A 14,179-nucleotide genomic window follows, 5' to 3' on the forward strand; every position below is an offset into this window, starting at 1 on the left:
CGATGACGCCGTGACCGAGGCGGAGGCCCGCCGGCACAAACGGGCCGGCGAGGGTCCGCCGGGCCCTGGCCCGGCTCGTGCGGCGGGGGAGCCCTCCGATCGTCTTGAAGTCCGTGAAGCGGATCACACCCGACCATCGTCGAAGTCCAACGCGTGGGAAGGATCGGAATGCTCGTCGTTGCATTGAAGCCGGGTCACGACGGCGCGGTCGCCGCGATCGACAACCGCAAGTTGCTCTACTCGCTCGAATCGGAGAAGGACTCCCGCCCTCGGTACACGCAACTGCTGCCGACGACGATCCTCGACATCGCCGAGCGGCTCGACGCCGTACCGGACGTGGTGGCCCTGGGGGGCTGGAGCGACCTGCGTCCCAACCGCATCTCCTACACCGGCGCGGGTTACGAGGGCACCCATGAGCCCACCATCACGACCTCGCGCTTCTTCGGCAAGGAGGTCAGGTTCTTCACCTCGACGCACGAGAGATCGCACATATACATGGCGCTGGGCATGGCCCCCGCGGACACCGCCCCCTTGCGGACGGTCCTGGTCTGGGAGGGGGACGTCGGCGCCTTCTACGTCGTCGACGCCGACCACCGCATCGTCCGCACCGTCCCGGTCATGACGGGCCCCGGCGCGCGGTACTCGTTCCTCTTCGGGCTCGCCGACCCCACCTTCCCCGACTCCGGGGGAAAGCCCCGTCTCAACGACGCCGGCAAGCTCATGGCGCTGGCGGCGTTCGGGGACGCGGGCGAGGCGGGTCCCGACATCACGAACGTCGTCGAGCGGATCCTCAAGCAGGACTCCATGTACCCGGCGCCCAAGGCGGAGTACCAAGACTCGGTCCTGTACAACGCGGGCGTCGAGTCGGACGCCTGCAAGACGGCGGCCGCGCTGCTCACCAAGCGCCTCTTCGAGACGTTCGCGCAGGTCGCTCGCGAACAGATGCCCGAAGGCAGTCCGCTGTACATCTCCGGCGGATGCGGGCTGAACTGCGACTGGAACAGCGAGTGGGCGGCGCTCGGCCACTTCTCCTCGGTCTTCGTCGCGCCCTGCACCAACGACTCGGGCTCCGCGCTGGGCACCGCCATCGACGCGCTCGCCACGTTCACCGGCGACCCCCACATCGACTGGAGCGTCTACAGCGGACTCGACTTCGTCGACGACACCCGGCCCGACACCAGCCGCTGGCGGTCCCGTCCGCTGGACCACGACGCCGTGGCGCAGGCGCTGGCGGCCGGCCGCGTCGTGGCGTGGGTGCAGGGGCGGTGGGAGATCGGGCCGCGGGCACTGGGCAACCGCTCGCTGCTGGCCGAGCCGTTCAGCACGGCCACCAGGGACCTGCTCAACGACATCAAGAAGCGCGAGGACTACCGGCCCATCGCACCGGTCTGCCGGGTCGAGGACCTCCCGGCGGTCTTCCATGAGGACTTCGAGGACCCGTACATGCTGTACTTCCGGCGTGTGCGCGAGTCCAGCGGCGCGCTGGCCGTGACGCACGTGGACGGTTCCGCGCGGTGCCAGACCGTGCGGGAGTCGGGCAACCCGCGCCTGCACCGGCTGCTGTCGGCGTTCGCCGCGCGGCGGGGCCTGGGCGTGCTGTGCAACACGTCGCTGAACTTCAACGGGGAGGGCTTCATCAACCGCACGTCCGACCTGACGCTCTACTGCGAGTCGCGGGGAATCTCGGACATGGTCGTCGGTGACACGTGGTACCAGCGCGTAGAGGGCTCCTGACGCAGGCGCACCGGGGGGCCGGAGGGACGTTCCCTCCGGCCCCCCGGTGCGTCCGGGTGCCCCTGCGGCGGCGGACCCGGGAGCGGGCCCGCCACCTCGGGGGCCACCGTCAGGTCTGGCCGTTCTTGACGATCAGCGCACGCAGGCCGTGCTGGAGGTAGTCGCCGTAGGAGAGCGGCTCGTTCTTCACCGGCTCGATCGCCCCCTCGGGCACGAACGGCTCGATGAGGGCGTTGTGCCCGCCGTTGAGGAAGAACGGCAGGGACAGCCGCTCCGCGTTGATGAACTTCACGCGGTGGTTGGGGGCCGGGAAGTAGTCGTTGGTGATGTGCGCCATGTACGTGCCGCAGTTCACCAGGAAGTTCTCCCCGGACGTCGGCAGGTCCTGCCATCCGTCCACGGTCTCGACCTGGAGGTTCTGCACCTCCGTCTGGAACAGGACGGTGATCATCGACACGTCCAGGTGGTCCTCGAAGCTCAGCTTCGTGCCGTCGGGACCCGTCTTGACCGGCGGGTAGTCCTCCAGGTACGGGTAGCGGATCAGTGACACGGAGGAGAGCGTGTCGGCCTCCGCGAGCGCCGGGTCGAAGAAGTGCTCGGGCTTGCCGAGCGCCAGCGCGAGCCCGCGCATGATCACCGTGGAGAGCCGGAGCATCTCCCGGTAGTAGCTCTCGCAGAACGGCCGGAACCGCGGATGCCGCTCCTCGTCGGGCCAGTCGTTCACCTCGTGCATCGGCACCCCGGACTTGATCATGGGGTGGTCCTCGGTGAACGCCGGGTTCAGGTAGCAGAAGGACTCGACCGCCTTCTTCCCCTTGACGGCCATGTAGTAGCCGTTGCGCACGTGCGAGTTGTTCGGGTTGTAGGCGCGGATCGCCAGGTCGAACTTCTCCTGGTCCGTCATGGTGCGGTGGAACTCGTTGACGACGTCCTGCAGCAACTGCACGTCCACGCCGTGGTGGGAGGCGTAGAAGAAGCCGGAGCCCCGGCAGGCCTTGTTGATCTCCTCCGCGACGCTCCTCTTGGCGTCCGCGTCGTCTTTGAACAGCGGTGAGATGTCGATGGTCGGAACGTCCGCCGACGGCATCCGAATTGGCATGGAACCCTCCAGGAACTCTGCATCTAGCGCTGATGAGGGGACATCGGCCTGTTCACCAGGCATCTGACAGGGACGCGGAGATGCGTTCGCACATACCGCTGACGACGTGCTCGCTGCGCACCCACGAGTGGTGGGTCACGCCACGCAGCTCGTGCACCTCGATCAACTCGGCCGGCAGAAGGGTGTCGAGGCTGTGGTACGGCGTCCCGTGGTAGTAGTCGAACAGCAGGCGCTGCCGGTCGTCGCGGACGACGTCGTTCGGCTCGCCCGCCTTGAACATCACCAGCTTGCCCAGGCGTGCGCCGAGCCGCTCCAGGTCGGCCGGGTCCGGCGCGTGGTGGTAGTCGATCGGGTCGAGGATGTCCTCGACGTCCGGCATCCCGATGCCGGCCGACGCCTGCCGCACGTTGAAGTAGGAGTCGATGAGCAACAGGTTGGCGACCTTCTCACCGGCACGCGCGAGCTGGAGCGACGCCTCCAGGGCGGTCACGCCCCCGAAGCTCCAGCCGAGGAAGCTGTACGGCCCCGCGGGCTGCAGCTCCCGGACGTGGCCCAGGTAGTACCGGGCCAGGGCCGCGAACGACGGCATCGCGGAGTGCAGGTGCCTGTTGTTGAACAGCACCAGCCGGAAGCCGGGCAGCCGTTGGGCGATGTTGCTCAGGTAGCTCTCGGCGCCGCCCTCGCCGGGCGGGAAGACGAAGAGGGTGCGCTCCGCGCTCTCCTCGTTGACGATGATGTACGGGTCGAAGTCCTCGCCTGGTGCGAGCCGCGGACCTGCCGTCGCGCGGCCCGTGCCACCGGCCGCCACCGTCGCCGTGTGGGCGGCGACCTTCTCCAGCCAGGACTTGAGTTCCGCGGCGAACCGCCGGGTGGTGGCCTGGTCGAGACGGCTGTCCACCACGGTGATCAGACGGCCGCCGGCACACCTCATCGTCACGTCGACGCTGAACTGGTCGGCTCCGCGGTTACGGTCGGAGATGTTGCTTCCCGACATCGCCGAGTCGAGCTGCCAGCCCGCCCGGTGGTCCCCGGCCCCCTCGGATATCCGCCCGAGGTAGTTGAAGCTGACCGGCGGGAGCGGGGCGCGCTCGCCGCCGTACCTGCCGAAGAGGGCGCCGTAGCCGATGCCGTGGTGCGGCACCCGCCGAGCGGCCCGCTTCGTCGCGAGGATGCTGCCTTCGAGGTCCGCCGGGTCCGCCTCGACGGCCAGCGGGTGCATGGTGGTGAACCATCCGACGGTGTCCCGGACGTCGGGTGCCCCGTCGAACAGTTCACGGCCGTGGCCCTCGACCGTGACGTGGTTGGTCGCCAGGCCGGTGATCGACCGCAGCGCGCCTCCGGTCGCGGTCAGCAGCAGGTCGTTCATGGTGGTGTCGTAGGCCCGGTGGCTCTCGGTCAGCAGCACCCGGGTGTCGGACGGGTCGAGCGCGAACTCCTCGCGGTGGGTCTCGGCCGTGCTCGTGTCCACCGCGAGCGGGCCGGCCGCCGTCGCGGCCACGGCCCGCGTGACCTCGTCCCACAGCTCCCGCTCGTCCGCGGCGGGCACGTAGTCGCGCAGCGCCCGGGCCCACTGCCGGTAGCTGCTCGTCTTCTCCTCCAGCTCGCCGCCGTGGTACAGGATCTCCAGGTCCTGCGCGAGGATGTGCCAGCTCACGCTGTCGACGATGAGGTGGTGCAGGGCGAACCAGACGCGGGCGCTGCCGTCGTCGAAGCCGTGCAGGTACGCCGCGCAGGCGATCGGGCCGTGCTCCAGGTCGAAGCCGCTCTGCCACTGGGCGAGCTGCCGTCCGACGTGCTCGTCCTGCATGCCGCGCACGTCGAGTTCGTGCAGGACGACGTCCGGGCGCCCGGCGTGGTACGCCTGGGTGACCCCCTCGCCGTCACCGCCGGGCCCGGTGTAGCGCAGGCTGAACGCGTCGTGGTGGTCGACCAGTGCCGCAAGGGCCCGGCGCAGCTCGGCCACGTCGAGCTGCGGTGTCCTGACGGCGAAGTTGTGGTTCCACCAGCCGCGGTCCGCGAGCGGTTTGGCGAAGAACCACTCCTGGATGGGCAGCAGCGGGCAGTCGCCGCTCAGCCGGCCCTGCTCGGGCTCCTCGCGCTGCTCGGCCTTCGCACCGCTCGCGGTGCCCGGTGCGGCCAGCACGGCATCGGCGAACCGCCGGACGGTGGGGTGGTCGAAGACGTCCTTGACGGTGACCCGCCGTCCGAGCTCCCGCTGCACCTGGCTCGCCAGGTGCAGCGCGCTGATGCTGTCGCCGCCCGACCGGAAGAAGTCGTCGTCGATGCCGACCGTGCCGCCCGGTAGCTGCGCGCTCCACAACTGGCACAACCGGGCCTCGCCGCGGTTGCGCGGTGCCGCGTGGGCGGCGGCGCGTGAGGCGGTGCGGACGGCCGCGGGCAGGGCCTTGGTGTCGAGCTTGCCGTTGACGGTCATCGGCAGCGGCCCGTCGAGCCCGACCAGCAGCGAGGGCACCATGGCCGGCATCAGCCGGGCCCGCAGGGTGGCGAAGACCTCGTCCTCGTCGACGGTCCCCTCGCCGTCCGCCACGTAGTAGCCGACGAGGCGCCTGCTGTCCGGCGCCTGCGCGTCCGGCACGGCGAGGACGGCGCACTCGCGCACATGGCGGCAGGTCGCCAGGACCGCCTCCACCTCGCCGGGCTCGATCCGCAGGCCGTTGATCTTGACCTGGGCGTCGTTGCGTCCCATGTACTGGAGCTCGCCGCCGCGGGTGCGGCGGACGAGGTCGCCGGTGCGGTAGAGGACGGGGTACCGGTCGTCGCGGAGCTCGGCCGCGGTGCGGAACGGGTTCGGCAGGAACCGCTCGCGCGTGAGGTCCGGCCGGTTCAGGTACCCGTCCGTGACGCACTCACCGGCCATGTACAGCTCGCCGACCGCGCCGGGAGGCAGCAGCCGCATCGCGTCGCCGAGCACGTAGAGCCGGGTGTTCGCGAGCGGCTGCCCGAAGGTGTTGCGGTAGGGCTCGCCGGCCTCGAAGCGCCGGCCGGTGTTGTAGACGGCCGTCTCCGTGGTCCCGTAGGCGTTGACGATCGGCCCGGAGTACTCGCTGCGGATCTTCTCGAAGTGCCGCTCGTGGAACGCCTCACCGGCCACCAGCAGGCACCTCAGCCCCGTCAGGCGCCTGAGGTCGAACTGCTGGATCTGGGTCGGCGTACCGCTCATGTACGTCAGCCCCGCACCGTTCGCCCAGTCGTAGAAGTCGTCGTCGTGGGCGGCCGAGGGCGGCGGGACGAGCAGGGTGTGGCCGCTCAGGACCGACAGCGCCAACTGCTCGACGGAGAAGTCGAAGACGTAGTTGGCCAGGAACAGGATCCCCTGGCGTGCCGTGCCGGGTGCCGCGAAGTAGCGCTCGGCCACCTGCGCGCGGAAGCTGTCCACGCAGCGGTGCGGCACGAGGACCGCCTTCGGGCGCCCCGTGGTGCCCGAGGTGTAGATGGCGTAGGCCAGGTCGGCGCTCGTGGCCCCGGTGCGCGGGTTCTCCGACGACCGGTAGCCCATGGGCAGCCGGTCGGCGAACAGCACCGGCAGTCCGTCCGGGGCCGCGAGGCCGCGCAGCCGCTCGCCGTGCGCCTCGTTGGTCAGCACCAGGCGCGCCGCGGTGTCCTGGAGCATGAAGGCGATCCGGTCGTCGGGGTAGCCCGGATCGATCGGCACGTACGCCGCGCCGGACTTCCACACCGCCAGGATCGCGGTGATCATCAGCTCGCTCTTGTCCAGGACCAGGCCGACCAGGTCGCCGGGGTGCAACTGGACGACGGACCGCAGGTAGTGCGCCAACTGGTTGGCCCGCTCGTTCAGCTCCCGGTAGGTCAGCCTCCTGTCGCGGCAGACCACCGCGGTCTCGTCGGGCCAGGCCGCTGCCATCTCCTCGAACACGCCGTGCAGCGTCCGGGAGGCGCCCGCGGCGGGGGCCGGCGCACTGCCGCCCGCGGCCTCGGCCAGCAGCGCCGCCCGGCCCGCCTCGTCGAGGCAGCCGACGTCGGCCAGCCTGGCGGCCCCGCTTTCGGCCGCGGTGAGCCGGGCGAACTCCTTCAGGACGTGCCGGAACGTCGAGATGAGGCCGCCCGCGCTGGTGTCGTCGAAGAGGGCTGCGGCGAAGGTCAGGTTGCCGGCCAGGCCGTCGGGGGTCTCGGTGAGGGTGGCCGACAGGTCGAACTTGGTGGCCGTCCAGCCTCCGGCGTCCGGCCTGTAGCCGGTCAGGGCCGGCCGCCCGGCCGCCTCGGGGGCGGCCCCGGCGCGGTCCGTGACGTTCTGGAGGGTGAAGTTGACCTGGAGCACGGGGTGGCGGCTCGGGTCCTTGTCCGGGTCGAGCTCCTTGACGAGCTGCTCGAACGGCAGCTCGCCGTGCACCTGGGCCGCCACGACGCCCGCGCCGACCGAGCGGACGTAGTCCGTCAGCGTCGCGTCCGGGTCGACCTGGACGCGCAGCGCGAGCAGGTTCGCGAAGAACCCGACCGTGCGGTCGAACTCCGGGCGCCCGCGGTTGGCGGAGGGCGTGCCGATGACGAAGTCGTCCTGGCCGGTGTACATGTGCAGCATGAGGCACCAGGCGCCGAGCAGCACGCTGTAGAGGCTCACCCGCGACGACTGGGCCAGGGCGCGCAGCGCCTGGGTCGTCGGCTCGTCGAGGTCGAACTCGATCTCCCGGCCGCGGTAGTCGAACCGGGCAGGACGCGGGTGGTCCAGCGGCAGCCTGATCGTCTCGAAGCCGGCCAGCGCCTTCGTCCAGAACTCGGTCAGCTCCGCGAGCCGCCGGCCGCTGAGGTACTGCCGCTGCCACACCGCGAAATCCGCGTACGTGGCGTTCACCGCCGGCAGCGAATCCGCGGGCGCGCCGCCCAGCAGGGCCGCCAGTTCCTCGCGGAAGCCGTTCCAGGACCAGCCGTCGAAGGAGGTGTGGTGCAGGACGAGGCTCAGGTACACGGCGCCGGGGTCGGTGCCGAGCTCGAACAGGTCGGCCCTGACGGGCAGTTCCTCGTGCAGGCGGAAGACGTACTCGGAGCACTCGACGAGCCGGGCGTCGAGCTCGGCGGTGCTGCCGACCGTGTGGACGGGAACCTCGAACCGGGCGGAGACGTCGTCCGCGGGCACCGCGTGCTGGCGGCGCACACCGTCGTCGTCCGTCCTGAGCAGGGTGCGCAGGGCGGCGTGCCGGCGCAGCAGCGCCTCCAGGGCGCCTGTGACCGACTCCCGCGAGGTGCCGCCGTCCGCGGCGATCCTGAGGACGAACGGGATGTTGTAGGCGGCGGTGCCGCCCTCGAACTCGTCGATGAACAGCAGGCGCTCCTGCGCGAGCGACACCGGGGGGTGCTCGTCGCCTGCCGCGGCGCTTGCGGCGGCCTGCTCGGCGAGCTCGCCGTCCGCCTGCGCGGCCGTCCGGCGGATGTGTTCCGCCTGTGCCCCGAGCGTGGTGTGCTGGAGCACGGTCGCGACGCCCAGGCCGCCGCCGAAACTCGTGGTGATGGCCTGCGCGAGGACCATCGCCCGCAGGCTGTCGCCGCCCAGCGCGAAGAAGTCGTCGTGCACGCCTACGCGGTCCGGTGCGACGCCGAGGACCGTGGACCAGATGCCGACCAGCTTGGCCTCGACGTCGTTCGAGGGCGCGACGTACCGGGCGCCCTCGTCCGGCGCGAAGTCGGTCTCCGGCAGCCGCCGGGTGTCGAGCTTCCCGCTGGGCGTCACCGGGATGTCGGTGATCCGCATGATGCGCGAGGGCACCACGGCCTCGGGAAGCTTCCTGCGCATCCACTGCTTGACGTCCTGCTCGTCCAGGTCGTGGTCGCACACGTAGAAGCCGACGAGGTACTTCTGCGTCGCCGCGAGCCCCGTGCCCCGGTGCTCGCGGGCGATCACCAGGGACCTGGTCACTCCGGCGTACGACGACAGGGCCGCCTCGACCTCGCCGAGCTCGACGCGCTGGCCGCGGATCTTGACCTGGAGGTCGGTGCGGCCCAGGCACTCCAGCTCGCCGTTCGGCAGCCACCGCACCAGGTCGCCCGTCTTGTACATGCGCGCGTTGCGCCCGGACGCCTTCTCCTCGGCTGTCTGGAACGGGTTGTCGACGAACCGGTCCGCCGTCAGCTCGGGGCGGTTGAGGTAGCCCCGGGTGACGCCGACGCCGCCGATGTACAGCTCGCCCATGCCGCCGACCGGCACCCGCTGCATCGACTTGTTGAGCACGTAGGCGGTGTAGTTCTCCACCAGATGGCCGATGCTCTTGGTGGACCGCCGCTCGCCGACCGCGTACGGCCGCTTGTGGCTCGTGATGGAGATCTCCGTCGGGCCGTACCCGTTGATGATGGTGCCCCGGAACATCCCGCGGATCTTGTCGAACACCGGCTCGGTGAAGTCCTCGCCGATGGCGTCGATACGGGTCAGGGAGGTGGTCGTCGTGTAGTCGTACAGCGACAGGACCGACGGCGTGCCGGAGAGGTAGGTGACGTTCTCGTCGTTGATGTACTTGTACAGGCGCTCCGCGTCCGAGCGCATGGTGTCGTCGAGGACCACCAGCTTCTGCCCGTTGAGCAGGGCGTCGGTCATCTGCTCGACGAAGTGGTCGAAGACGTAGTTGGAGAAGGACAGCAGGGCCTCGTCCCCGGCGGTCTTCTGGAGCCCGAACAGCCTCGCCAGGGAGACCTGGAGGTTGACGACCCCCCGGTGCTCGACGAGTACCGCCTTGGGCTTGCCCGTGGTGCCCGAGGTGTAGATCGCGTAGGCAAGGTCGGTGCTGGTGACCGGTGTGACGGGGTTCTGCGGGGACTGTCCCTCCAGCGGCAGCCGCTCGATGTCCAGCACCGGCAACCCGGCCAGGGGCGCGAGGCCGCGCAGCCGTCCGCCGTGCGTCTCGTTGGTCACCACCAGCCGCGCCGTGGTGTCCTGGAGCATGAAGGCGATCCGGTCGTCGGGGTAGCCCGGATCGATCGGCACGTACGCCGCGCCGGCCTTCCACACCGCCAGGATCGCGGTGATCATCAGCTCGCTCTTGTCCACCACGAGTCCGACGATGTCGTTCGGGCGCAGTTCGGCCACGGACCGCAGGTGGTGCGCCAGCCGGTTGGCCCGCTCGTTCAGCTCCCGGTAGGTCAGCCTCCTGTCGCGGTACACCACCGCGATCTCGTCGGGCCAGGCCGCCGCCATGTCCTCGAAGACCCCGTGCAGGGTCTTGTCCGAAGGGAAGTCGGCCTCTGTGCGGTTCCAGGCGTCGAAGCGCTCGACCATCGCGGGCGAGACGAGTGCGAGGCCGTCGACGGGTCGCGTGATGTCGTCGGCCACCTGGGCGAACAGGGTCTCGGTCACGTCGAGCAGTGCCTCGATCGTGGTGTCCTCGAACAGCTCGCCGGCGTACCACAGGGTGACCGTCAGCTCGTCGCCCTCCTCGCGTGCCACGACGGCCAGCGGGTAGTCCACCTTGTCGGCGTCGTAGGCCTTCTCGAAGCGGAGCAGTTCGTCGTGCCGGCGCTCCTCGTCCTCGTCCAGGAGCCGCGGGTAGTTCTCCAGCACCAGCAGGGTGTCGAACAGCCGGCGCTTCATCCCGCCGGTCTCCAGCCGGCCCAGCTCCACCGTGCTCTTGCTGTTCATGGTGTTCACGGCGGACTGGATCTCGCGGATGGCCGCACCCACGCTCCTGGCCGCCTGGTCGTCGTGGTCGACGATCAGGGGCAGCGTGTTGATGAACAGGCCCACCGAGTTCTCGATGCCGTCGATGTGGGGGTTGCGCCCGGACACGATCGTCCCCACCACCGTGGTGTTCCCGCCGCCGACGGCGTACAGGACCTTGTGCCACACGAACTGGAGAACGGAGTGCAGGGTGACGCGGTGCTCGGCGCACACCGCCTTGAGCGCGGCGGTCCGCTCCGTGCCGAGGCGCAGCTTCTTCGTCCGGTGCTCGTGCACGTGGTCGTACTCGCTCAGCGCGACCCGGTACCGGATGTCCTCCCTGATCAGGCCGGCGAAGTCACCGCGCTCGTCGATGCGCTCGACCTGGCGCGTCCAGTACTCGACGTGGTCGTTGCGGTGCGCCTCCCAGTCCCGCTGGGCCGCCTGGTACGCGCCGTCCACGGCCTGCTCGACCGCAAGGCCCTGGACCAGGCGCAGATACGTGCGGTGCACGTCGTCGTGGAGCACCGGCAGGCTCCAGCCGTCCAGGATGATGTGGTGGCAACTGAAGATCAGTGAGAAGAGGTCCGCGCGCTGCTTGATCAGGTAGACCCGGAACAGCCGGCCCGCACCCGGGTCGTACGGCTCGGTGCGGTCCCGCTCCTGAAGCTCCCTGATGCGGGCGTCCTGCGCCTCGGGGTCCGCCGTGTCGCTCAGGTCGACGAACCGCCAGTCGAAGGGCTTGTCGTCGTTGTCGATGATCTGGAGCGGTTCCTCGGCCCACTCGAAGCGCAGCCTGAGCGCCGGGTACGTGCGCCGCGCGTGCTGCCAGGCCTCCTCCATCAGGTCGGGGCGGATGGCGCAGTGGTAGCGGTGCACCGACTGCATGACGTAGGCGTCGTCGCCGTTCCTGCGCTTCAGTGCGTGGTAGAGCAGGCCCTGCTGGAGGCCGTTGGCGAGCAGCCTGGTGGACTCCCCCTCGGCCGGCACCCGCTCGGCGACGGCCCTCGGCTCGGGCCCGGTGCCCTGCTCCCGCCGCTGGTCCAGGTGGTGCGCCAGCTCGCCGAGCGTGCGAAGCGTGAAGACGTCCTCGACGCCGACGAAGACGCCGAGCCGCTGCCGCACCCGCGCGATGAGCAGGATGCAGGAGATGCTCTGGCCGCCGAGCCGGAAGAAGTCGTCGTGGTCGCCGATCCGGGCCGCCGGCACGCCGAGGACCGTGCTCCAGATCTCGCGCAGCTCGTCGAGGACGCCGCCCGCACCCCCAGCACGGCCGACGGCGGACGCGGGTGCCGCGTGCGGGCGTGCGAGGTCGACCTCGGGCAGGGCGCGCCAGTCGACCTTGCCGTTGACGTTGACCGGGATGCTGTCGAGGCGGACCATCCGGGCCGGCACCATGATCCGGATCAGCCGCCGCTCCAGGAACGCCAGCAGGTCGTCCTCGGTCACCTCGGCCGAGGGCTCGGTCACGTAGTAGCCGACCAGGTGGCGGTCGGCGCTGCCGCCGGCCCCCTCACGGGCCACGACGGTGCACTTGCGCACACCGGGGAACTCGGTCGCCTGCGCCTCGATCTCGCCCGGCTCCACCCGGACGCCGTTCAGCTTGAGCTGGAAGTCGCTGCGGCCCATGAACTCGACCTCGCCGGACGGCAGTACCCGTGCCAGGTCGCCGGTCCGGTAGATGCGGGCGTTCAGGCCGCGTGCCCGGTCCTGCTCCGACTGGAACGGGTTGGGCGTGAACCGCTCCGCGGTCAGGTCGTCCCGGTTGAGGTAGCCGGGGGCGACGCCGCAGCCGCCGATGTACAGCTCGCCGATGGCGCCGACGGGGAGCTGCTTCAGGTCCTGGCTCAGGACGTACCACTTCACGTTCCGCACCGGGCGGCCGATGCTGCGGTCCTTGCGCTCCGTGACGCCCGGGGGGAACTCCTTGATCGCGGTGACGAAGGCGGCCTCGGTGAAGGCGTACTCGTTGATGACGCGGCCGGAGAACCGCTCGCGAAGCTGGCGGAGCCCGGCCGCCGTCAGCTCCTCGCCGACCAGCAGCAGCCTCTTGAGGCTGGGGCAGCGGCGCAGGTCGAAGTGCTGGAGCACCGATCCGGTGGCGTTGAGGTAGGTGACGCCGTGCTCCTCGATGTACGCGGGGAACCGGTCGGGGTCCAGTCTCACCTGCTCGGGGACGATCACCAGCGTCTGCGAGTTGATGAGCGCGATCAGGGTCTGCCTGAGGTGCGGCTCGAAGACGTACGACGCGAAGAGCGCGACGCGCTCCTCGCCCGGCCGGCGCATGTCGTACCGCTCGGACAGGTCGGTGATGCTGTTCACCACGCTGTCGTGGTACTTGGGGACGCCCTTGGGCACACCTGTGGTGCCGGAGGTGTAGGTGAGGTAGGCGAGGTCCCGGCTGCCCAGCGACAGCCGCGGCGCCGCGCGCAGCTCGTCGCCGCCCGCCTCCTGCTGGGCCAGCACGCTCTCGATCTCGATGATGCGGACGTCGGAGTGCCGGGCCCCGAGCATCTCCCGCAGCCGGGCCGCGTGGTGGCGGTTGGTGACGATGCCCTTGAGCCCGGTGTCGCCGACGGCGAACCGCACCCGGTCGGCCGGGTAGGCCGGATCGATGGGCACGTAGGCCGCGCCCGCCTTCCAGATCCCGAGCGTGGCCACGACACCGAGGTCGCTCTTGTCGAGGTAGAGGCCGACCAGTTCCTGCCGCTGCACGCCCATTCCGGGGCCGAGCAGCCAGTGCGCGACCTGGTTGGACCGCTCCTCGACCGCACGGTAGGTCAGCCTGGTGTCGCCGAAGACGACGGCCTCGCGGTCGGGGGTGCGCCGCACGGCGTCCTCGAAGAGGTCGTTGAGCCGCTTGTCCTGCGGGAAGTCGCCGTCGGTGGCGTTCCACTTGTGCAGTTGGGCGCGCTGCTCCTCCGAGGCCAGCTCGATCCCGGCGACGGGGTGCGCGGGCCGGCCGACGAACTGGCCGAGCACCTCGCGCACGACGTCGAGCACACCGGCGATCGTCCGGTCCTCGAAGAGGTCCGACGCGTAGGCCATCGTCCACCGCAGGCACCCCTCGGCCTCGATCTCGCGGACGATCATGGCCAGCGGTGTCGACGGCAGGTCGGCCAGGGCCACCTCGGCGTCGGCGAGTACCAGCAGGGCGTCGAACAGGCCCCGCTGGAGGAGTTCGGCCGGTGTGCCGTACGCGTCCTCGCAGCGCAGCGCCTCGTCGAGTTCCCGTACCGCGGCGGCGCAGGTGAGCCGGGACTGCCGGGCGTGGTCGACGACCACGGGAAGGACGCGGGCCCGGCCCGGGTCGTCCGTGGCCGTGGCGTCGACGAACGCCGCGACCGTCTGGTTGCCGTGGCCGTAGGCGCGCATGACGCTGTGCAGCGCGGCCAGCGCGTACGCGCCGACCGACACACCGCCGACGTCGCGCAGCGCGTCCTTCAGCGCGGTGTAGTCCTGCCCGCCGATCAGGATGTCCTGGTGCTTCGTCGCCCGGACACCGGGATCGTCGTCCCGTACCGCGATCCTGTTGCGCCACTCGTCCTTGAGCAGCATCTCCAGGTCGCAGCGCTCGCCTGACACCCCTTCGATGCGGGCGGTCCAGCCCGCGGCGGTGCTCGGGTACCGTGCTGACATCATTCGTGGGCTCTCCGTCATGCAGGATGTGTGCGAACGTGTCGTGGGGGACGGCGCGGGGATGTGGCCCGGGCATGGTGGATCACCGGGCC

3 protein-coding genes are annotated in these 14,179 nt (G+C 70.5%); 1 reads left to right on the forward strand and 2 read right to left on the reverse strand.

What is annotated here, in order from left to right:
- Positions 1 to 168 precede the first annotated feature (168 nt).
- On the forward strand, positions 169 to 1,734 hold the full coding sequence (gene cmcH, locus IE313_RS18420) for a 3'-hydroxymethylcephem-O-carbamoyltransferase (RefSeq protein ID WP_189933503.1): 1,566 nt from the start codon (positions 169 to 171) through the stop codon (positions 1,732 to 1,734).
- A gap of 109 nt (positions 1,735 to 1,843) precedes the next feature.
- On the opposite strand, the gene IE313_RS18425 is transcribed toward cmcH, so the two are convergent.
- Both IE313_RS18425 and IE313_RS18430 read right to left on the reverse strand, forming a co-directional pair.
- Positions 1,844 to 2,833 carry a 2OG-Fe(II) oxygenase family protein gene (locus tag IE313_RS18425; RefSeq protein ID WP_189933505.1) on the reverse strand — a complete coding sequence of 330 codons (990 nt, stop codon included), beginning with the start codon at positions 2,831 to 2,833 and terminating at the stop codon, positions 1,844 to 1,846.
- A 52-nt stretch (positions 2,834 to 2,885) separates the two neighbouring features.
- Positions 2,886 to 14,090: a non-ribosomal peptide synthetase gene (locus tag IE313_RS18430; RefSeq protein WP_229924747.1), complete on the reverse strand. Its 11,205-nt coding sequence runs from the start codon at positions 14,088 to 14,090 to the stop codon at positions 2,886 to 2,888.
- Positions 14,091 to 14,179: the final 89 nt, after the last annotated feature.

Origin of the sequence: Streptomyces sulfonofaciens (assembly GCF_014656295.1) — a bacterium.
Taxonomy (GTDB): domain Bacteria; phylum Actinomycetota; class Actinomycetes; order Streptomycetales; family Streptomycetaceae; genus Streptomyces; species Streptomyces sulfonofaciens.